This is a genomic window from Agrobacterium salinitolerans (assembly GCF_002008225.1).
Lineage (GTDB): Bacteria > Pseudomonadota > Alphaproteobacteria > Rhizobiales > Rhizobiaceae > Agrobacterium > Agrobacterium salinitolerans.
In genome coordinates this window covers 284,322-305,280 of record NZ_MRDH01000006.1, presented here as the reverse complement: position 1 = coordinate 305,280, position 20,959 = coordinate 284,322, and the positions used below count along the sequence as shown (strand labels likewise).

Here is a 20,959-nt window from a genome sequence, read left to right as displayed (position 1 = left end):
TCCTGTCAGCCTTCGACGGCAATCAGCGCCGCAGCCACAGCGCGCGATTCCGACAGCATGATATTATAGGTGCGCACGGCGGCGCCCGTGCTCATCGGGTCAACGGCAATGCCCGCCTCCTTGAAGGCGGCGCGCAATTCCTTCGGCAGAACCCGCATGCCATCACCCGTTCCGATCAACAGCACTTCGATATCCTGCGCTTCCGCCAGAAGCTTTTCGAAATGTCCGACAGTCAATTCTTTCGCATCAACGGGCTCCCACCCATAGATACCCGAAGGCAGGAGCAGCAGCGAACCGCGATGCGACATGTCGGCAAAACGGAACCCGCCGTTGCCATAGGCATCGATGGGCGCCCGGCCGGGAAAATGGGCCGGGCGTATTTCGATCCCGCCAGCCATCAGACGGCAGGCTTGCCGCCGATGGCGTTACCGGACTTGTCGTCCTTCTCGTCTTCCGCATCCTTGCTTTCGGGGCGCAGCTTGAACGCAATCAGCACCGGAGCTGCGATATAGACCGAGGAGAACACCCCGATACCGACGCCGAACAGCATGGCGAAGGTGAATGAGCGGATGACCTCGCCGCCGAAGAGGTAGAGCGCGAGCAGTGCCAGCAGCACGGTCAGACCGGTAAGGATGGTACGCGACAGCGTCTGGTTTAGCGACGCGTCGATAATCATCGGCAACGGCATCTTCTTATAGCGCCTGAGGTTTTCGCGGATGCGGTCATAGATGACGACGGTGTCGTTCAACGAATAACCGATGATCGTCAAAATCGCCGCGATACTGGTCAGGTTGAATTCTATTCCGAGGAACACGAACAAGCCTATCGTGAAGACCACGTCGTGCACCATGGAGATGACCGCACCGAGCGCGAACTGCCACTCGAAACGAACCCAGATATAGACCATGATCGCCGCCATGGCGAGCACTACGCCGATAGTGGAGGACGTGGTCAGGTCGCCGGAAACGGCAGGGCCGACAACTTCTACACGGCGGAAGTCATATTTGTCCTCAAGCTCACCGCGCACCATGGTGATGGCGGACTGTTCGGCATTTTCCCCGCCGTCCTGCGCCTGGATGCGGATGAGAACATCCTGCGGCGTACCGAAATTCTGCGCCTGGATTTCACCGAGGTTCAGCTGGTTCAGACGATCGCGAATATCGGCAATATCGGCATCGCCCTGCTTGGCGCGCACTTCGATGACCGAGCCGCCCTGGAAATCGATACCGAGGTTAAGCCCCTTGGCGACGAAGCCGCCGACACAGGCGAGCATCACAGCGCCGGTGATCATGAAGACCACGCGACGGTAGCGCATGAAGGGGATATCGCGGCCGTCGAACATGGCGGTGCGGACACCCTTCGGCAAGTGTTTCGGACGACTGCGGCGAACCCAGTAGCCGAACATCCACGCCGTCAGCGTATAGGCCGTGAAGACGGTTGTGATGATACCGACGGCCAGCGTGACCGCGAAGCCCTTGACCGGACCGGTACCCATGTAGAACAACACGCTAGCCACGATCAGCGTCGTCAGGTTGGCGTCGACAATGGTCGCAAAGGCGCGTGTAAAACCGTTATCCAGCGCCTGGATCAGCGGTTTCCCGCTCTTCACCTCTTCGCGTATGCGCTCGTAGATCAGAACGTTGGAATCCACGGCCATGCCGATGGTCAAGACGATACCAGCAATACCCGGTAGCGTCAGCGTCGATCCGATCACACTCAGCACCGCAATCAGCATCACGACGTTGACGATAAGGGCGATATTCGCCAGCAGGCCGAAGAAGCCGTAGAAGACGAACATGAAGATGAGGACGCCGACGGCGCCGATCGCGCTGGCCGTCAGGCCGGCGGTGATGGAGTCGCTACCGAGGCTCGGACCGACGGTGCGCTCTTCAACCACGGTCAGCGTGGCCGGCAGCGCGCCGGCGCGGAGCAGAACCGCGAGATCGTTGGCGCCCTGCACCGAGAAATTACCGGAGATTTGTCCCGAACCGCCGATGATCGGCTCACGGATGACAGGCGCGGAGATGACCTGATTATCGAGCACGATGGCGAAAGGCTTGCCGACATTCTGCTGCGTCGCCTGCGCAAAGCGCTGCGCACCGCGGCTGTCGAAACGGAAGGTAACGACCGGCTCGTTGGTCTGCTGGTTGAAGCTTGCCTGCGCGTCGACGAGATTGTCGCCGGAAACAAGCGCACGGCGTTCCACCAGATAGGGAACCGGGGGATCGTCCTGCGAATAGAGAACCTCGGAGGTCGCGGGCGGACGACCATTCATAGCTTCCTGTACCGGCATGGTGGTATCTACCATGCGGAAGGACAGCTTTGCCGTCTGGTTCAAAAGCGATTTCAGGCGCTGCGGATCCTGAAGGCCGGGCACCTGCACGATGATGCGGTCCGACCCCTGACGCTGGATGAGAGGCTCGGTGGTGCCGACTTCGTCAACGCGGCGACGCACGACCTCGATGGACTGCGACACGGCGGACGACAGACGGTAGTCGATGCCTTCATCCGTCAGGTTGAGCCTGAGCAGATTGTCGCCGCCGTCATTCATCGTCACTTCGGTGATGGAGCCGCCAACCAGCGTGCCGGCGGACACCGGCTGCGTCAGTTCACGAAGTGCATTCTTTGCTGCTTCCACCTGAGCGGGGTCGCTGATGCGGACCTGGATCTGCTGCCCGTTGCCGGTAAGCCCCGAATAGCGGATGTTGGCGTCGCGAAGCTGCGTACGCACATCGCCCACGATCGTTTCAAGCCGTTCCTTGACGATGTCGGAACGCTCGATCTTGAGCATGATGTGCGAACCGCCCTGAAGGTCGAGACCGAGCGTTACCTTGTTGTCCTTGTACCAGGCAGGCATGCCTTCCAGTTGCTTGTCCGTAAACAGGTTGGGAGAGGCGATGACGACGCTTGCCAGCACAAGCAGCCAGATGAAGACTGTTTTCCAACGGGAAAAATGAAGCATTTCGATCTCGGTCAGGGTTGGGGTCGCGCTACGCGCAACCCGTCAAAATTCGCAATCGGGCATTCGATAATCCGGCAGGATCAGGAAGCGGCTTCCGTCTTGACCACTTCGCCCTTCACACGCACTTCGGCAATGTAGGCGCGGGCGGCACGGATTTTCACGCCTTCAGCAATTTCGACTTCGAGCTCATTGTCATCGATGACCTTGGTCACCTTGCCGACGATGCCTCCGCCGAGAACGACCTGATCGCCGCGGCGAATATTGGTCAGCGTTTCCTGGCGCTTCTTCATCTGCGCACGCTGCGGGCGAATAAGGAAAAAGTACCAGACCACCATGAGCGGCGCAAACAGGAAAAGCATTTCAAGGCCGGAACCGAAGGCCGATGCGCCGCCTGCTGCGTCCTGGGCAAAAGCTTGACTAATGAACATATAAAACTCCTCAGAATTACGGCACGACCTTGGATGCCGCCCCAGCTTTCAAGCCGCCGGAATATAGTGGGGAACGCCGGGATTGCAACAGATGCAGGGCCCACGCCGTACCGATTCCGGACCTCTTAACCTTTATGGGCCTGAAACGCCATGCTAGGCCGGGCGCAAAACAGAGTTTTGAACACGAGACAAGCGGAAGAAACACCATGATTCGAGAAGAAACGGCCTCCCTGCTTCTTTCAGAACTGCGCCGGCTCACCATCGCCGTGGAACGTCTGGCCGGGCCGGCGCCCGCCGTAAACGACTGGAATGCGGCCGATTGTTTCGTCTGGGTCCCAGTCAACTCCTTCATCCAGCCGGTTCCCCGCCCCAACCGCATCGCGTTGAAACTCATTCGCGGTGTCGATCATGTGCGTGATATCCTCCACGAAAATACGCTGCGTTTCGCGGAAGGTTTTGCCGCCAATAACGTGCTCTTATGGGGCGCGCGCGGCATGGGTAAATCCTCGCTGGTCAAGGCCGTTCACGAAGATGTGCGCACGGCGAGCGGCGTTTCGCTCAAACTGGTGGAAGTGCACCGCGAGGACATCCACACCCTGCCCGCTTTGCTCGACATCCTGAAGACGTCAGGTCATCGCGTCATCGTCTTCTGCGATGATCTTTCCTTCGACCATGACGATACGGCCTACAAGTCGTTGAAGGCGGCGCTGGATGGCGGCATTGAAGGACGACCCGACAATGTGCTTTTTTATGCGACGTCCAACCGCCGCCATCTTCTGCCCCGCCACATGATGGAGAACGAGCAGTCCACCGCCATCAATCCATCCGAAGCGGTTGAGGAGAAAGTCTCGCTTTCGGACCGTTTCGGCCTGTGGCTCGGCTTCCATAAATGCGGCCAGGAAGACTATCTGACGATGATCGACAGCTATGCGACGCATTTCGATCTGGGTCTGGACCGTGAAACGCTGCATCACGAGGCGCTGGAATGGGCGACCACGCGCGGCGGCCGCTCGGGCCGTGTGGCCTGGCAATATATTCAGGACGCCGCCGGCCGCCTCAGAAAGCCACTCGAAAGATAACGCGCCCTGACATCGGGCGAAACACGGTGTCGTTACGACCACACCGCGTGTCGTATTCCCGAACGCCACATCTCCCCTCCCGTGGTTTGCTACACCCACCCAGTCATCCTGCCGCAGAGGAGCGGACAGGTACGGTGTTCGAACCATGGAGGAGATGGATATGAGCAGGAATAGAGGCGTCGTTTACATGCGGCCGGGTCAGGTCGAAGTCCGCGACATCGACGACCCCAAGCTTGAAGCGCCGGATGGCCGCCGCATCGAGCACGGCGTCATTCTCAAGGTGATTTCCACGAATATCTGCGGCTCCGACCAGCATATGGTGCGCGGTCGCACCACCGCGATGCCAGGCCTTGTTCTTGGCCATGAAATCACCGGCGAAGTCATCGAAAAAGGCATCGACGTCGAGATGCTGCAGGTCGGCGACATTGTCTCCGTGCCGTTCAACGTCGCCTGCGGCCGTTGCCGCTGCTGCAAGTCGCAGGATACCGGCGTCTGCCTGACCGTGAACCCTGCCCGCGCCGGCGGCGCCTACGGTTATGTCGATATGGGCGGCTGGATCGGCGGACAGGCCCGTTATGTCACGATCCCCTATGCCGATTTCAACCTGCTGAAATTCCCCGATCGCGACAAGGCGATGTCGAAGATCCGCGACCTCACCATGCTGTCCGACATTTTGCCGACCGGCTTCCATGGCGCGGTGAAGGCGGGCGTCGGCGTCGGCTCCACGGTTTATGTAGCGGGTGCCGGCCCGGTCGGCCTTGCTGCCGCCGCCTCCGCCCGCATTCTGGGTGCGGCCGTTGTCATGGTCGGCGATTTCAACAAGGATCGTCTCGCCCATGCGGCAAAAGTCGGTTTTGAACCCGTCGATCTTTCCAAGGGCGACCGGCTGGGCGACATGATTGCAGAAATCGTCGGCACCAACGAGGTGGATAGCGCCATCGACGCCGTCGGCTTCGAAGCCCGCGGCCATTCCGGCGGCGAACAGCCAGCCATCGTTCTCAACCAGATGATGGAAATCACCCGCGCCGCCGGCTCCATCGGCATTCCCGGGCTTTACGTCACCGAAGACCCCGGCGCGGTTGACAACGCTGCAAAACAGGGCGCCCTGTCGCTGCGCTTCGGCCTCGGCTGGGCGAAGGCGCAATCCTTCCACACCGGCCAGACGCCGGTGCTGAAATATAACCGTCAGCTCATGCAGGCGATCCTGCACGACCGCCTGCCGATTGCCGATATCGTCAACGCCAAGATCATTGCGCTCGACGATGCCGTGCAGGGATATGAAAGCTTCGATCAGGGCGCGGCCACCAAGTTCGTGCTTGATCCGCATGGCGATCTGCTAAAGGCAGCCTGATATAGCCGACAATTCTTCCATGGAATGAACGCGCCCGCGGCAATCTCGCCGCGGGCGTTTTTTATCTCCATGTCTCCGAATGGAGATATTACGCTTCGTTTCTGGCAAGCGCTTCGAGCGCGGCAATGGCGTCCGCCGAGAGGTAAGGCCTGAACAGGCTGGAGACCTGCCGCAAGCCCCACTCTAGTTGCTGTGGTCCAAATTCGCTGACACCGTCCTGCAGAGTGAGATAGGCCGCCCAATAGGTCGAGACGATCCACAGATTGGTCAAAACCGCATCGCGCTCATTTTCGGGAATAATCACCAGCCCCGCTTTCTGCATGCGCCCGACGATGTCTCCAACGGCAAGCCGCATCTCAGCACTTATCGTCCTCACCGGCTCCACCAGTCCCGGCGCAAGCGCAAGCAGACCGACGAGATCGCGAAACAGAAAGCGGTAGTTCCACACCAGCGAGAACCATTGCCGCAGGAAACCGGCATAGGTTTCCGCCGCGCCCTCATCCGCCCCATCGACAGTTGCGACCAATGCCACCGCATCGGCCTCGAAGCGCGCAAACAGCGCAAGAACCAGCGATTCCTTTGTACGGAAATGGTAATAGAGATTACCCTCGTTGATCTTCACCGCACCGGCAATTTCCGCCGTCGTTACACGGTCTGGCCCCCGCCCGTTGAAGAGGTCAAGAGCGGTATCCAGAATCCTGTCGCGCGTGGAGGATCGAGCACGCGCCGGTCGTTTCGCATCATTGCTCATTATCGAAATCGCATCCCGCTATTGAAAATTAAGGTGATCACCTTAAATTATTCAAAAATAAGGTACACACCTTAACAGCAAGTTGCCATTGTTCAACGGGCATAAAGGACCAGCAGATGACCGAAACCGGCCTTCGCACCCCGTCCACCGATACGACCGGACCGCAATCCGTATCGAAACTCGCCACGGCGCGTCTCGCTCTCTCCCTTATCCGCAATCCGTTGAAGGCATTGCCGCCGGAGATTTTCAGCGAACCCGCGGTCTTTAGCCACCTCGGCGGCATCATGCGGGTTCATCTGGCCGATCCCGTGCTCATCCACGAGGCTCTAGTGAAGAATGCCGCTCTGCTCGGCAAGGGTGAAGATGTCCGCCGGGCACTCGGCCCCGCGCTTGGCCAAGGCCTTCTGACGGCCGACGGTGATCACTGGAGGTGGCAAAGGCAATCCGTCGCCGCCGCCTTCCGCTATGAAAAGCTGCTGGAATTGCTGCCCGTCATGATCGAAACGGCCCGCCGCACGCAAACACGCTGGCACTCGTCCTCCACCGCCGACATCGATATCGGCCATGAAATGATGCGGACCACCTTCGACATCATCGTCGAAACCATGATGTCGGGCGGATATGGCATCGATATCGGCCGCGTGGAGCAGAGCATCACCGATTACCTGAAACCGACCGGCTGGACCTTCGCACTTGCCATGCTGGGCGCACCGGAATGGCTGCCGCATCCCGGCCGGCGCAAAGCGCGCGCCGCGGTCGATTACCTGCGCACCAGCCTTGCAACGGTGATCGCCGGCCGGCGGCAGAATCCCACCGACAGGGCCGATCTCGTCTCCATGCTGCTTGAAGCCAGGGACCCGGAAACAGGCCGGACAATGAACGACACTGATATCATCGATAATCTGCTGACCTTCATAACCGCCGGCCATGAAACGACTGCCCTCGGCCTTGCCTGGACATTTCATCTTCTGTCGCAGAAGCGGGAAATGGAAAGAAAGGTGGTTGAGGAAATCGAGGCCGTCACCGCCGGCAAGCCGGTTGCAGCCGAACATGTCGCCAATCTCACCTATATCAGACAGGTGTTTTCGGAGGCGATGCGGCTTTACCCGCCTGCCCCCGTCATAACGCGCACCGCGCTTCAAGACTTCAGGCTCGGCGAACATGACATTCCGGCCGGAACCGTGTTGTACGTACCGATTTATGCCGTACACCGGCACACGGCCCTTTGGGACGAACCCGAACGCTTCGATCCGTCACGTTTTGAACCCGAGAAGGTGAAGGCGCGCCACCGATACGCCTATATGCCATTCGGCGCCGGGCCGCGTGTCTGCATCGGCAATGCGTTCGCGATGATGGAGGCCGTGGCGATCCTTGCCGTCATCCTTCAGACGAACCATCTCGAAAACAAAACCACCACGTCGGCGGAACCGCTGATGCGGGTGACATTGCGGCCGCAGGAGCGGCTGATGATGCAGATCACAGAGCGTCAAAACAAATCGCCCGCGGTGTAACCACCACGGGCGACTGTTTCATTGAATGCGAAACTCATCCGTCACCGGATGGTGACGATCACAGATCGACGTCGAGGATCGCCATGGAGAAGTTGTAGGAACGGTCGCCGTCTTCGTCATCGATGTAGACGACGCCGAGAAACTCTTCGCCAAGATACACTTCGGCGGAATCGTCCTTGCGCGGACGCGCCTTCACAATCATCTTTTCATTGAAAGTGCGCTTGAAATAGGCGTCGAGTTTTTTGATTTCGTCGGCTTTCACCACTATTCTCCTGTGCGGTTCACGTTGGCCCGCTTTTGGCATGGGATAAAGGCCAAAGTAAAGTGAAAGCGGCACGTCATCCGCGTCTTCCACACGCACAACCGTGAAAATGCCGGCCCATCAGAGCGCGACAGGGCCGGTCAGATATCGGCCCCGATAAGCTGGTCCATCAGACGCGAGGGTTCCGAACACCCTGCTTCTCCCACCACCCGCGCCGGCACGCCGGCAACCGTGGTCTTCGGCGGAACGGGTTTCAGCACCACCGAACCGGCGGCAATGCGCGAGCAGCTGCCGATCTCGATATTGCCGAGGATTTTCGCCCCCGCACCGATCATCACGCCATTGGCGATCTTCGGGTGGCGGTCCGCACCTTCCTTGCCGGTGCCGCCGAGCGTGACGCCGTGGAGGATGGAGACGTTGTCACCGATCACCGCCGTCTCGCCGACCACCAGCCCCGTCGCGTGATCAAGGAAGATACCTTTGCCGATGCGCGCGGCCGGATTGATATCGGTCTGGAAGATACTCGATGAGCGGCTCTGCAGATAAAGCGCCAAATCCCTGCGGCCCTTCTGCAGCAGCCAATGGGCGAGCCTGTGGGTCTGGATGGCCTGGAACCCCTTGAAATAGAGGAGCGGCTCCATGAAGCGCGTGCAGGCGGGGTCGCGGTCGTAAACGGCCTGAATGTCGACGCGCAGCACGCTTCCCCATTCCGGCCAGTCATCCAGCATGTCCTGGAAGGTCTGGCGCAGCAGCACGGCCTGCATGTCGGGATGATCGAGGAGTTCGCAGATGCGGTAGATCACACATTCTTCGAGAGACCGGTGGTTGAGGATGGTCGAATAAAGAAAGGCCGACAGCAGCGGATCCTGTGCCGCAGCACTTCGAGCTTCATTGAGCAGGCTGCCCCAGATGGGATCGACGATCGCCAGCTGTTCCGGCTGACGGGCCTCGGTACGTGCGACCATGAATGGTCTCCTCGTTTGCAGTGGTCGTTCTTTATACAGAAAAAGACGTGCATTAGAAATGGGATTCGAATGACGACTTTAAAGGCGGCAAGGCTTCAGTTTTTCTTCATGCAGCATGAAAAAACGTTTCTTGCCGCGCCCGCTCAAAGCGAGCGGTAAAATTCCAGCACCGCCGCCTTGAACACCCGGTCGCCGACGGCCAGCATGTGGTCGCGGCCGGGAATGTCGATCGCCCGCGCATGCGGCATGATCGCGGCAAGCTCCGTACCGGAACCGGCAATATCGTCCTTCGTTCCAACCGCGATCAGCGTTGGCGCATCGATCTTTGCCGCCTGTTCGCGGGTGACGAGAACCCGGGACGTCTCGATACAGGCGGCAAGCGCAAGCCGGTCGCTTTTCGTCTGGTCAGCAAAAGCTCGGAACATGCGGCCGCGCTCATGGGTGACGACATCGAGCGAAGGTGCGAGAAGCGCCGCGGCAATCGGATCCCAGTCGCCAACGCCTTCGACCATGCCGATGCCAAGCCCGCCGAAGACCAGCGACCGCACGCGCTCCGGATGCGCCATGGCGAGAAATGCGGAAATGCGCGCGCCCATGGAATAGCCCATCACATGCGTCTCGGCGATACCGAGATGATTGAGCAGCGCCACCGCGTCCCCGGCCATGACGGGCGGATAATAGGCTTCGGAATCGTGCGGCTTGTCGCTTGCGCCATGGCCGCGATTATCGATGGCGATCACGCGGTAGCCCGCCTCACCCAGCGTCTTCAGCCAGCCGGGATGCACCCAGTTGACATTGGCGCTGGAGGCGAAGCCGTGGATCAAAAGAACCGGTTCGCCCGCCGGATCACCCTCGTCGAAATAGGCAAGACGAAGGCCGTCATGGGAAAAATCGGAAAACTGCGGCGCGTTGAGATTCATCAAGGACATCCTTTTTGCCGGACCGTATGGCAGGAATTAGCGATGTTGAACATGTTTTGCTGACGATTTTTATGGAGATGCAATGCGTTTGAGTCTACATATCCGCAACGACGAGCCGGCACGCAAAGACGGATTGCGGCTCGATAACGATATTGCATTTGGAGACGAACATGGCCGGGCATTCCATTCCCCACTTCCAGAACGATGGCGGACACCGCATGATCGAGATCGGCGTCAAGGAATTCATGTGCACCGGCGCTTCCGTTCCTTACGATCATCCGCATATCTTCATCGATATGGGCGACGACAATGAGAAGGTCTGTTCCTACTGCTCCACCCTTTACCGCTACAATCCGTCGCTGAAGGCCGAGCAGACCAATCCTCCGGGCTGCGTCTTCCATGTGAAGGCCGCCTGACCTTCCACTTTTCCTGATCGGGGCGCACCAATGCCCATCAAATCCGTAGCCATTGTCGGTGCCGGCATCGCCGGTCTCACCGCTGCCCTGTCTTTTGCCCGTTACGGGATCGACTGTGACATCATCGAGCAGGCCGGTGAGCTGACGGAAGTGGGCGCCGGCCTGCAACTCTCGCCCAATGCCGCCCGCATTCTCGACACGCTTGGGGTACTGCCTGATATCGAGGCGCGCTGGACCGAACCTCTCAGCGTCGAACTCGCCTCCGGAAAATCGCTGGCCACGCTGCTCTCCCTGCCGATGGGCGCGGTGGCCCGCAGCCGCTGGGGCGCACCCTACGGCGTACTGCACCGCTCGACGCTGCAGAATGCACTTTTCCAGGCGGTGACACGTAACCCGCTCTGCCGCCTTCATCTCGGCAAGCGCATCGAAAACGCGACGGTGGACGTGATTGCCGCAACCACCTTCCGTGACCATGACCTGATCGTCGGCGCGGACGGCGTCTGGTCGGCGGCGCGTTTCGCGGTCCCTTCCGCCCCCGCAGCCACCTTCTCCGGCAATATTGCCTGGCGCTTCACGGTCGCCGCAAACGATGTGCCGTCAGCCATCAACAAAAGCGCCGTGACCGCCTATCTCGGCTCCGGCGGCCATATCGTCGCTTATCCGCTGAAGGAAGTCGGCGGCTTCAACATTGTCGCCATCGCGCTCGGCGCCGACCCGGGCGCAACCTGGCGGGCGGAATCGGGCGGGCGGCAGAAAGCCATGCTGCTGGAACAGTTTCGCGGCTTCAGCCCGGATATCGTCCGATTGCTCGATTCGTCTGAAAATCCGACCTTCTGGCCGCTCTATCAGGCCGGCCCCGGCCGCTGGCATAATGGCCGTGACACGGTGCTGATCGGCGATGCGGCGCATGCCATGATGCCCTTCGCCGCGCAGGGCGCCGCGATGGCGATAGAGGATGCGTTTGAACTTGCGTGGGCGACGGCAGGCGGCAATGCCGAAAAGCCCCTGCCCTTGCGGCAGGCCCTTGCCGGCTTTGAGGCCCTGCGCCTGCCGCGCATAGAAAAGGCCCGCAAGCGGGCCTCCCTCAACCGTTTTGCCTATCACGCCACAGGCCCGGTGCGTATTGCGCGGGACTTCGTGTTTTCCACGCGCCCCACCGACGCCTTCCTGAAGGATTTCGACTGGCTCTACGGCTACCGCGCCAAAGGCTGAGGTTAAATCCCGGCCGCAGCCGCAAACCCGGCCTCGAGGTCCTTCTTGAGATCGGCGATATCCTCGAGCCCGATCTGCAGGCGGATGACCGGCCCTTCCGAAGGGCCCTTGGCAATGGTTCTGTCGACAAGCGAGACCGAAACGGCAAGCGATTCGTACCCGCCCCAGGAATAGCCCAGCCCGAAGAAGGTCAGCGCATTGAGGAAAGCGGCCGCCGCCTGCTTGTATTTGCCTTCCTCCGCCTTCAGCACAAAGGAGAAAACACCGCTTGCGCCCTTGAAGTCGCGCTTCCAGAGTTCGTGCCCTGCAAAACTCGGCAGCGCCGGATGCAGTACACGAACGACGTCGTCACGGCTCTCCAGCCATGTGGCGATATCGAGCGCGCTTTTCTGATGGTGCGCCAGCCTGATTCCCATGGTGCGCATGCCGCGCAGGATCTGGTAGGCATCGTCAGAGGTAACGCAGATGCCCAGATTGGCATTGGCCTGATCAAGCGCCTTCCAGTGCTTTTCATTGGCCGAAACGAAACCCATCAGCACATCCGAATGGCCCGAAGGATATTTGGTGGCGGCGTGAATGGAGACATCGACGCCGAAATCGAGCGGCTTGAAATAAAGCGGCGTCGCCCAGGTATTGTCCATCGTCACCACACAATCATGCCGGTGAGCGATATCCGCGATCAGCCTGACATCCTGAATCTCGAAGGTGTTGGAGCCTGGCGCTTCCAGATGCACCAGCTTGGTGTTCGGCCGGATGAGAGCCTCTATGCCATCCCCGATTGCCGGGTCGTAATATTCCACCTCGACACCCAGCTTCTTCAGCATCGTATTGCAGAAACGGCGCGTCGGGAAATAGACGGAATCGACGATCAGCGCATGGTCACCGGCGGCGAGATAGGCAAGGAATGGCACGGTAATGGCCGCAAGACCCGAAGGCACAAGGATAGTTCCGAACGAACCTTCCAGTTCGTTGACGAGATTGCACAAGGCATCCGTCGTCGGCGTGCCGTGGGTGCCATAGGTGTATTTCTGGTTTTCGGTCGAGAGCGTCTCCGCGTCGGGAAAAAGCACAGTCGAGCCACGCACGATGGGCGGATTGACGAAACCGAAACAGTCGGCGGGATCGTTGCCGCCGTGGGCCAGGCGCGTATTCACACCTGCGGCGGAAAGCAGGTCATTTGTCTTGGTCATTTCAGATCAACTTTCGAAGGAACATTGACGCGTTCGACAATGCTAAGAGTGCAACGCAAGGTCAAGTCCGGCAGGGACGCCAGAGCGGGTCGGAGCGACCCCGTCGCCAACCAGAATACAAGAAGTATGCAAATACTAAGCAAGTGCAAATTTCCGCAAAAATATGCTTATATTTTCACCCTTTGCACACTTCCCGACCAAAATTTGGAAAATTCCGTTTTATAGGCACAATTATTGCCCGCACGTCTTGACCCCGCTGCCAATTGCGATTGTGATAGAAAGAGCGGATCGAAAAAGATCTCGCTGAAGGGGGAGCTGGGGAAAATAAATATGCCGGTCCTCTTCCAAGTGACGATAACAAACAAAGGTTGGGAAAAATGAAAAAGGCAATTCTGTCAGCCGCCATCGGCGCAGCAGTTTTGGGAGGAGCCTCGGTCGCTTCGGCTGCGACGCTTCAGGATGTCAAGTCGAAAGGTTTCGTCACGTGCGGCGTTAGTGCTGGCATTCCGGGATTTTCCAATCCCGATGACAAGGGTGAATGGTCCGGTATCGACGTTGACTATTGCCGTGGTATCGCCACCGCGGTTTTCGGTGATCCTTCGAAAGCCAAGTTTGTCGCCCTTTCGAGCAAGGACCGCTTCCCGGCTCTCCAGTCCGGTGAAGTCGATGTTCTGACCCGTAACACCACCTGGACGATCAGCCGCGATACGTCGCTGGGCTTCAACTTCCGCACCGTCAACTATTATGACGGCCAAGGCTTCATCGCCAAGAAGGGCCTCAACGTGAAGTCCGCTCTTGAACTCTCCGGCGCCGCCGTCTGCGTTCAGACCGGCACGACCACCGAGCTCAACCTGGCCGACTACTTCAAGACCAACAATCTGCAGTACAACCCGGTCGTTTTCGAAAAGGAATCCGACGCGACGTCTGCCTATGATTCCGGTCGTTGCGACGTCTACACCACCGACCAGTCGGGTCTCTACGCCATCCGTCTGAAGCTTAAGAACCCGGAAGAAAACATCGTTCTGCCGGAAGTCATCTCCAAGGAACCGCTTGGCCCGGCCGTTCGCCAGGGTGACGACCAGTGGTTCGACATCGTGACCTGGGTTCACTATGCGATGGTCAACGCCGAAGAGCTTGGCGTCACCTCCAAGAATGTCGATGAGCAGAAGAACAGCGCCAATCCGGACGTGAAGCGCCTGCTCGGCACGGAAGAAGGCACCAAGATCGGCACTGATCTCGGCGTGACCAACGACTGGGCCTACAACATCATCAAGCTGGTGGGCAACTACGGCGAAGTCTTCGACCGCAACGTCGGCGCAGGCTCTCCGCTGAAGATCGAGCGTGGCCAGAACGCGCTGTGGACCAAGGGCGGCCTGCAATACGCACCGCCGGTCCGTTGATCGGCCCCATTACCGGCTAGATCATATAAGGAGGCTGGGCAACGCCCGGCCTCCGCTTCAAATTATATAAATAAGCTCGCAAAGAGCATATAAAAGGGAAAGGTGCCTATGGCAGGCAACGCGGTCAGTTCGCAACGATCGCGCGCGCAAAGCGCGTCGTCATTTATCTACGATCCACGCATACGCGGCATTTTTTATCAGGTCCTGACAGTCGTCGTCCTGGCCGCCTTCGTCTGGATCATCGTGACGAATACGATCACCAATCTTCAACGGTCAAACATCTCGTCCGGCTTCGGTTTCCTCGATGGAAGAGCCGGTTTCGATATCGGCCAGTCGCTGATCGCTTATACCAGCGATGCGACCTATGGCCGGGCATTGCTCGTTGGCATTCTCAACACGATCCAGGTTGCGTTTTTCGGCATCATCGCCGCCTCGATCATCGGTTTCATCGTCGGCATCGCCCGGCTGTCCAACAACTGGCTGATTTCGAAACTCGCGCAGGCCTATGTGGAAATTTTCCGCAACATCCCGCCGCTGCTCGTCATCTTTTTCTGGTACAAGGGCGTCATCTCGGTTCTGCCGCAGGCGCGCGAATCGCTGGAACTTCCACTCGGAACCTACCTCAACAATCGCGGCTTCTTCTTTCCCAAGCCGTTGTGGGGAGAAGGCACCTGGCTCGTGCCGCTGGCCTTTCTCGTCGCCATTGTCCTCAGCTTCTTCGTTTATCGCTGGGCGAAAGCCAGACAGGAGAGAACCGGGCAGCAGTTCCGTACCGGAATAACGGCGACGCTTCTCATCATCGGCCTGCCGCTGGCCACATTTCTGGCGCTTGGCGCGCCGCTGACATTCGACTATCCGATCGCCGGACGGTTCAATCTCACCGGGGGCGCGGTCGTCGCACCTGAATTCATGTCGCTGTTCCTGGCGCTCTCCTTCTATACCGCCTCCTTTATCGCCGAAATCGTTCGCGGCGGCATCAAGGCCGTGGCGAAGGGGCAGACGGAAGCTGCGGATGCACTGGGACTTCGTTCCAGCACCACGACGCGACTGATCGTCGTTCCGCAGGCGATGCGCATCATCATCCCGCCGCTGACGAGCCAGTATCTCAATCTGACCAAGAACTCGTCACTCGCAGTCGCCGTCGGTTTCGCCGACATCGTCTCGGTTGGCGGCACGATCCTGAACCAGACGGGTCAGGCGGTTGAAATCGTTGCAATCTGGCTGGTCATCTATCTCTCGCTGTCCCTGCTCACGGCCGTGGTCATGAACTGGTTCAACGCGAAAATGGCCCTGGTGGAGAGATGACGATGACGATCAGCAACCAAGCCTTCGTGCGACAGACCATTGAAGAAGCCCGCCCCGCGCCATCCAGCGCGGTCGGGGTAACGCATTGGCTGCGCACCAAACTCTTCGCTACGCCGAAGGATACGGTTTTCACCGTCATTGCCATCGCTCTGCTGGCCTATATTGTGCCACCGATTATCGATTGGCTGTTCATCGACGCGGTATGGACCGGCAGCGATCGTATCGCCTGCCTGACCGCTTCGCAGGGCGGCGCCCTGCCGGACGGCCAGTCCGGTGCGTGCTGGGCTTTCGTTTCGGCCAAGCTTGGCCAATTCGTCTTTGGCCGCTACCCCATCGATGAACGCTGGCGTCCGATCCTCGTCATGGTGATGTTCACCATCCTGTTGATCCCGATGCTCATTCCGAAGGCGCCGTTCAAGCGTCTCAATGCGCTGGCGCTCTTCATCATCCTGCCCTTCATTGCGTTTTTCCTGCTTATCGGCGGCGTCTTCGGCCTGCCTGTGGTCGAAACGCAGCTCTGGGGCGGCCTGATGGTGACGCTCATCCTGTCATTCTTCGGGATCACGGTGTCGCTGCCCTTCGGCATTCTTCTGGCGCTCGGCCGGCGCTGCAACATGCCGGTGATCAAGATGCTCTGCGTGCTCTTCATCGAAGTCATCAGAGGCATTCCGTTGATCACCGTGCTGTTCTTCGCCAGCATCATGCTGCCTTTGTTCCTGCCCGATGGCTGGACCTTCGACAAGTTCCTGCGCGCGCTCGTCGGCGTGTCGCTATTCTCCTCGGCCTATATGGCGGAGGTGATCCGCGGCGGCCTGCAGGCCATTCCAAAGGGACAATATGAAGGTGCAGATTCACTCGGCCTGAACTATTGGCAGAAGACGAGACTGATCGTGCTGCCGCAGGCGCTGAAGCTCGTCATTCCGGGCATCGTCAACACCTTCATCGGGCTGTTCAAGGATACGTCGCTGGTCTCGATCATCGGCATGTTCGACCTGCTCGGTATTGTCACACTCAACCAATCGGATGCGAACTGGGCCACGCCCGTCACCGCCATGACTGGCTATATTTTCGCAGGCTTCGTATTCTGGATATTCTGCTTCGGCATGTCGCGTTATTCGCTGTTCATGGAACGGCACCTCGACACCGGGCATAAACGATAAGGGACGCTCAAATGGCAGAAACCCAAGCAAAAGAACTGGCCGTCTCGACTACGGACGTGGCGATAGAACTCATCGGCATGAACAAGTGGTATGGCGACTTCCACGTGCTGCGCGATATCAACCTGAAGGTCATGAAAGGTGAGCGCATCGTCATCGCCGGCCCTTCGGGCTCGGGCAAGTCCACCATGATCCGCTGCATCAACCGGCTGGAAGAACATCAGTCAGGTACGATCAATGTCGACGGAATAGAACTCACCAACGATCTCAAGAAGATCGATGAAGTGCGTCGTGAAGTCGGCATGGTGTTCCAGCACTTCAACCTCTTCCCGCATCTGACGATCCTTGAAAACTGCACGCTGGCGCCGATCTGGGTTCGCAAGATGCCCAAGAGGGAAGCCGAGGAAGTGGCTATGCACTATCTGACGCGCGTCAAGATCCCCGAGCAGGCGAATAAGTATCCCGGCCAGCTGTCCGGCGGCCAGCAGCAGCGCGTGGCGATTGCCCGCTCGCTCTGCATGAAGCCGAAGATTATGCTGTTTGACGAGCCGACCTCGGCGCTCGACCCGGAAATGGTGAAAGAAGTGCTCGACACCATGGTCAGCCTCGCCGAAGACGGTATGACCATGCTATGCGTAACCCACGAAATGGGCTTTGCCCGTCAGGTCGCAAACCGCGTCATCTTCATGGACCAGGGCCAGATCGTCGAACAGAATTCGCCCGCCGAATTCTTCGACAATCCGCAGCATGAGCGCACCCGGCTGTTCCTCAGCCAGATTTTGCACTGAGACTGCAATCGACACGTATATCGAGCGGGGCCGTTTCGGCCCCGTTTTCGTTTCTGGAGATCTGCTGAAATCTTTATCTCCATGCACGAGCGCGACGATTTCGATTTTGTGATTCCACCGCTCTCGAAGCGCCAAGAGCACAAAAATGCGCTCGACATCGCAGTTTAACCAATTGTTACGAAACGAGAATCCTTGTTTTCCAGGGGTTCTGGTGGCCCATGTCATTTTTTTGTCAAATCATGCATTTTTCCGCTTGCAGACCTTCGGGAGCCTGACTATAAGGGCGCCACACCACAAGCGCACGCGCCCTTCGTCTATCGGTTAGGACGTCAGATTTTCATTCTGAAAAGAGGGGTTCGACTCCCCTAGGGCGTGCCACTTGCCTTCGTGTTTTCCTCTTCAAAATGTAGATGCACCGCGTCAGTTCGCAAAATCGCTACGCGCGATCAATGCAGCGGAACCGATTCTCGCCGAGCACGTTAGAATGCTGTCCCCCCGATGGAAGGCAAGCTGGCCGAAACGCCAACAGGCAAATCGACCCGCTTGCCTTTCCCCTTCCAGCCAAATCACAGCGCGGTTCTGTTTGGCGGGCAGCAGATGCCAGCTAAGGGTTGGAAAAGCGCTTCCCGGGCCTTCCACGAGGCATGAAGGCATTGCCGACGCGCCGCGATAGCGGCGATATTTCAAGGCCTTGGCCGGTTCCAGCGCAGTTTTCCACAGCCTTTCCGTCCTCCATAAAAAAACTCGTCACGAAGCGAGAAAAATCGATTTTTCCGCTTGCGGAGCAACGGGAGCGTGACTATAAGGGCGCCACACCACAAGCGCACGCGCCCTTCGTCTATCGGTTAGGACGTCAGATTTTCATTCTGAAAAGAGGGGTTCGACTCCCCTAGGGCGTGCCACTTGCTTTTCCTTGAAAATCAGTGATCTGCATTAGAATCCTCACGCGATGCGTGAGAATGAAGACGCATACCGCTTCCGGCGGTCAGTAAGCTTTTCCCATAAAATGGAAGTTTGATCCGCAGCCCCGTCAGGGTGCGAAAGCCGCGTCCAGTACGCGCAGCTGCACATGCCTCTGGCCCTGCCAGAGATCGGCACCCACCGTGCCTGCGACGTGAATGTTCCTGCCACGTGCATTCAGCAGCATCTGCCCCAGAGGCGCTTCTGCGGCGCGAAACGCGATGCCGTCCAGCCGCGAGCCATCCATGGCCTCCAGCGTGATTTTGACGTGCGCTGTGCCCACAAGCCTTACATCGCGCAGGCGATGCGCCGGCACGGCAAAAACCGGCTGCGAGTGGCCTGATCCGTAAGGACCGGCCTGTTCCAGCTGGTCGACAAGCTGCAATGTCACGCCTGATGCGCCGATGGCGCCATCGATCTTCAGCACGCTGCTTTGCACCAGCTCGTTCACCGTCTTTGCGGCCGCTTCCTCGAAGAATGTCCTGAGCTTGCCGAGATTGGCGCGCTCCACCGTCAGTCCGGCCGCCATGGCATGGCCGCCGCCCTTGACCAGCAACCCAGCCTCCACGGCGGCGCGCACCATGCGCCCCATATCGAAGCCGTTGATCGAGCGACCCGAGCCGGTGCCCTTGCCGGAGGGATCGAAGGCAATGGCGAAGGCTGGACGACGGAAACGGTCCTTCAGACGCGAGGCAAGCAATCCGACAATACCCGGATGCCAGTTTTCCCGGGCGGTGACGATGACGCCCGCACCGGAGCCGTCGCCATATTCGAACAGCGCCTCGGCCTCGGCCTCAGCCAGCATGGCGGCTTCCATGGCCTGCCGCTCGCGATTAAGCTCATCCAGCCGCTCGGCAATCACCTCGGCCTGCGAGGAATCATCAATCGTCAACAAACGACTGCCAAGCGCGGCATCGCCAATGCGGCCGCCGGCATTGATGCGCGGCCCGATCAGGAAACCGAAATGATAGGGGGTCACAGGCCCGCCGAGCCCCGCCTTCTTGAACAGCGCCGCAAGTCCCGCATTGTTCATGTGCCGTGCGGCAATCAGCCCCTTCACCACATAAGCGCGGTTCAGCCCCTTCAGCGGCACCACGTCGCAGACCGTCGCAAGCGCGACGATATCAAGCAGCGACAGCAGATCGAGCGTGAAGGCCTGCCGGTTGCGTCTGTCCTTCAGCAGCCGCAACGTGGCCACCAGCACCAGAAACACCACACCGGCGGCACAGAGATGCCCCTGCCCCGACAGATCGTCCTCGCGATTGGGATTGACCAGCGCCACCGCTGGCGGCAGTTCCGTGCCGACCTGATGGTGGTCGATCACCACCACATCCGTTCCGGCGTCCTTTGCGGCCCGAAGCGACTCATGACTGGTGGAACCGCAGTCGACGGTGACGATCAGCGTCGCGCCATTGGCGGCCAGCTGCTGCATTGCCGCCGGGTTCGGCCCGTACCCTTCAAAAATGCGGTCGGGAATATAGATTTCCGGCATCAACTCGAAATGCGCGAGAAAGCGATACATCAGCGCCGAAGAGGCAGCGCCATCAACATCGTAATCGCCGAATATCGCCACCTTCTCGCCGGTCTCGATGGCACGCACCAGCCTTTCGGCAGCCTCTTCGCAATCGGTCAGCATATGCGGATCGGGCATCAGCGAACGAATGGTCGGATCGAGGAACGCCAAAGCGTCATCGACGCCCACGCCACGCCCGGCCAGCACCCGCGCAATCAATTCGGGAATCCCATGGACCTGAGACATTGCCAGCGCGCGGTTCTGCCCGGCCTGATCCAGCCGCGATACCCAGCGCTGTTCTGTCGCCGACCGCTCCACGCTTAGAAATGCGCGGGCCACGGTATCGGCCGGCTCCAACATTGCCATCCTGTCCCTTCATCTTCTCATGCGCGTTCCGCGCCTTGGTTAGAACGGGCTAAATGGCGAAGGCGTGTTTTTCAAGCAAAAACGCGCCTTGACGGAGTCACACCGAAAAAATCGAGAAAAACGGGCTGACGATTGAGACGGCGCCGACCAGCAGCAGCAACGAAAAGACCGCGAGCGAACACCAATTGCGCTCATGCTCCCCCATGTCGAATTCCATGCTGCGAATATTGTCGTTGGCATTGTGAGGCCGCGCCCGGTGATGGGCGGCTGCAACACCTGCGCGCTTATTGTCCTTGAACAGGATGATCGATGTCACGGCCACGCCTCCCTCGCTTGGTGAACGGATTGACCATAGTGCCGAATCGCCTTGTTTTCCAGCGTTTCCGATGCCTTCCCCTCAAATTTTATGGGTGCCCGACGACC

Annotated in this window: 19 protein-coding genes and 2 tRNA genes; 11 read left to right on the top strand and 10 right to left on the bottom strand. The window is 59.2% G+C overall.

The window, feature by feature from the left end; translation table 11 throughout:
* Positions 1–5 precede the first annotated feature (5 nt).
* The 3 genes from BS627_RS05555 to yajC form a co-directional block, all read right to left on the bottom strand.
* Complete coding sequence (locus BS627_RS05555) at positions 6–398, bottom strand: Mth938-like domain-containing protein (protein WP_077982248.1); 393 nt, start codon at positions 396–398, stop codon at positions 6–8.
* Positions 398–2,962 (bottom strand): protein translocase subunit SecDF, encoded by a 2,565-nt coding sequence (secDF, locus tag BS627_RS05550; RefSeq protein ID WP_077982247.1) that lies wholly within the window; start codon positions 2,960–2,962, stop codon positions 398–400. The genes BS627_RS05555 and secDF overlap by 1 nt, the downstream gene beginning before the upstream one ends.
* Before the next feature lie 80 nt (positions 2,963–3,042).
* On the bottom strand, positions 3,043–3,390 hold the full coding sequence (gene yajC / locus BS627_RS05545) for a preprotein translocase subunit YajC (RefSeq protein WP_003524964.1): 348 nt from the start codon (positions 3,388–3,390) through the stop codon (positions 3,043–3,045).
* A gap of 206 nt (positions 3,391–3,596) precedes the next feature.
* On the opposite strand from yajC, the gene BS627_RS05540 reads away from it, so the two are divergent.
* Complete coding sequence (locus BS627_RS05540) at positions 3,597–4,469, top strand: ATP-binding protein (protein ID WP_077982246.1); 873 nt, start codon at positions 3,597–3,599, stop codon at positions 4,467–4,469.
* 160 nt (positions 4,470–4,629) lie between these two features.
* Positions 4,630–5,820, top strand: coding sequence for a formaldehyde dehydrogenase, glutathione-independent (fdhA, locus tag BS627_RS05535; protein ID WP_077982915.1), 1,191 nt, complete (start codon positions 4,630–4,632; stop codon positions 5,818–5,820).
* Between the two features lie 88 nt (positions 5,821–5,908).
* Here fdhA and BS627_RS05530 read toward each other — a convergent pair whose 3' ends face one another.
* Positions 5,909–6,571 (bottom strand): TetR/AcrR family transcriptional regulator, encoded by a 663-nt coding sequence (locus BS627_RS05530; RefSeq protein WP_077982245.1) that lies wholly within the window; start codon positions 6,569–6,571, stop codon positions 5,909–5,911.
* Between the two features lie 116 nt (positions 6,572–6,687).
* Between BS627_RS05530 and BS627_RS05525 the strand changes: the two genes are divergently transcribed.
* Positions 6,688–8,082: a cytochrome P450 gene (locus tag BS627_RS05525; protein WP_077982244.1), complete on the top strand. Its 1,395-nt coding sequence runs from the start codon at positions 6,688–6,690 to the stop codon at positions 8,080–8,082.
* A 58-nt stretch (positions 8,083–8,140) separates the two neighbouring features.
* On the opposite strand, the gene BS627_RS05520 is transcribed toward BS627_RS05525, so the two are convergent.
* The 3 genes from BS627_RS05520 to BS627_RS05510 all read right to left on the bottom strand — a co-directional run bounded on the left by BS627_RS05520 (position 8,141) and on the right by BS627_RS05510 (position 10,229).
* A complete protein-coding gene (locus BS627_RS05520; RefSeq protein ID WP_003502851.1) occupies positions 8,141–8,344 on the bottom strand; it encodes a DUF3126 family protein in 204 nt (67 codons plus the stop codon).
* A 140-nt stretch (positions 8,345–8,484) separates the two neighbouring features.
* Positions 8,485–9,309 (bottom strand): serine O-acetyltransferase, encoded by an 825-nt coding sequence (cysE, locus tag BS627_RS05515; protein WP_077982243.1) that lies wholly within the window; start codon positions 9,307–9,309, stop codon positions 8,485–8,487.
* 143 nt (positions 9,310–9,452) lie between these two features.
* Positions 9,453–10,229 (bottom strand): alpha/beta fold hydrolase, encoded by a 777-nt coding sequence (locus BS627_RS05510; RefSeq protein ID WP_077982914.1) that lies wholly within the window; start codon positions 10,227–10,229, stop codon positions 9,453–9,455.
* Between the two features lie 170 nt (positions 10,230–10,399).
* On the opposite strand from BS627_RS05510, the gene BS627_RS05505 reads away from it, so the two are divergent.
* Together BS627_RS05505 and BS627_RS05500 are read left to right on the top strand one after the other, a co-directional pair.
* Positions 10,400–10,645, top strand: a complete 246-nt coding sequence (locus BS627_RS05505) for a zinc-finger domain-containing protein (RefSeq protein WP_035261222.1) — start codon at positions 10,400–10,402, stop codon at positions 10,643–10,645.
* A gap of 30 nt (positions 10,646–10,675) precedes the next feature.
* Positions 10,676–11,857, top strand: coding sequence for an FAD-dependent monooxygenase (locus tag BS627_RS05500; protein ID WP_077982242.1), 1,182 nt, complete (start codon positions 10,676–10,678; stop codon positions 11,855–11,857).
* A 2-nt stretch (positions 11,858–11,859) separates the two neighbouring features.
* Here the strand turns inward: BS627_RS05500 and BS627_RS05495 are convergent, their stop codons facing one another.
* Complete coding sequence (locus tag BS627_RS05495) at positions 11,860–13,047, bottom strand: cystathionine beta-lyase (protein ID WP_077982241.1); 1,188 nt, start codon at positions 13,045–13,047, stop codon at positions 11,860–11,862.
* Between the two features lie 377 nt (positions 13,048–13,424).
* Here BS627_RS05495 and BS627_RS05490 point away from each other — a divergent pair, with 377 nt between their 5' ends.
* The 6 genes from BS627_RS05490 (at position 13,425) to BS627_RS05465 (ending at position 18,599) form a co-directional block, all read left to right on the top strand.
* Complete coding sequence (locus tag BS627_RS05490; RefSeq protein WP_162520376.1) at positions 13,425–14,447, top strand: amino acid ABC transporter substrate-binding protein; 1,023 nt, start codon at positions 13,425–13,427, stop codon at positions 14,445–14,447.
* Positions 14,448–14,555: 108 nt separating this feature from the next.
* On the top strand, positions 14,556–15,752 hold the full coding sequence (locus BS627_RS05485) for an amino acid ABC transporter permease (RefSeq protein WP_077982240.1): 1,197 nt from the start codon (positions 14,556–14,558) through the stop codon (positions 15,750–15,752).
* Between the two features lie 2 nt (positions 15,753–15,754).
* Complete coding sequence (locus BS627_RS05480) at positions 15,755–16,912, top strand: amino acid ABC transporter permease (protein WP_077982912.1); 1,158 nt, start codon at positions 15,755–15,757, stop codon at positions 16,910–16,912.
* Between the two features lie 11 nt (positions 16,913–16,923).
* Positions 16,924–17,697: an amino acid ABC transporter ATP-binding protein gene (locus tag BS627_RS05475; RefSeq protein ID WP_077982239.1), complete on the top strand. Its 774-nt coding sequence runs from the start codon at positions 16,924–16,926 to the stop codon at positions 17,695–17,697.
* Positions 17,698–18,000: 303 nt separating this feature from the next.
* Positions 18,001–18,075, top strand: a tRNA-Glu gene (locus BS627_RS05470).
* Positions 18,076–18,524: 449 nt separating this feature from the next.
* Positions 18,525–18,599 (top strand) — tRNA-Glu (locus BS627_RS05465).
* Positions 18,600–18,727: 128 nt separating this feature from the next.
* On the opposite strand, the gene recJ is transcribed toward BS627_RS05465, so the two are convergent.
* Complete coding sequence (gene recJ, locus BS627_RS05460; RefSeq protein ID WP_077982238.1) at positions 18,728–20,536, bottom strand: single-stranded-DNA-specific exonuclease RecJ; 1,809 nt, start codon at positions 20,534–20,536, stop codon at positions 18,728–18,730.
* A 97-nt stretch (positions 20,537–20,633) separates the two neighbouring features.
* Positions 20,634–20,858, bottom strand: coding sequence for a hypothetical protein (locus BS627_RS24475; protein WP_003524853.1), 225 nt, complete (start codon positions 20,856–20,858; stop codon positions 20,634–20,636).
* Positions 20,859–20,959 lie beyond the last annotated feature (101 nt).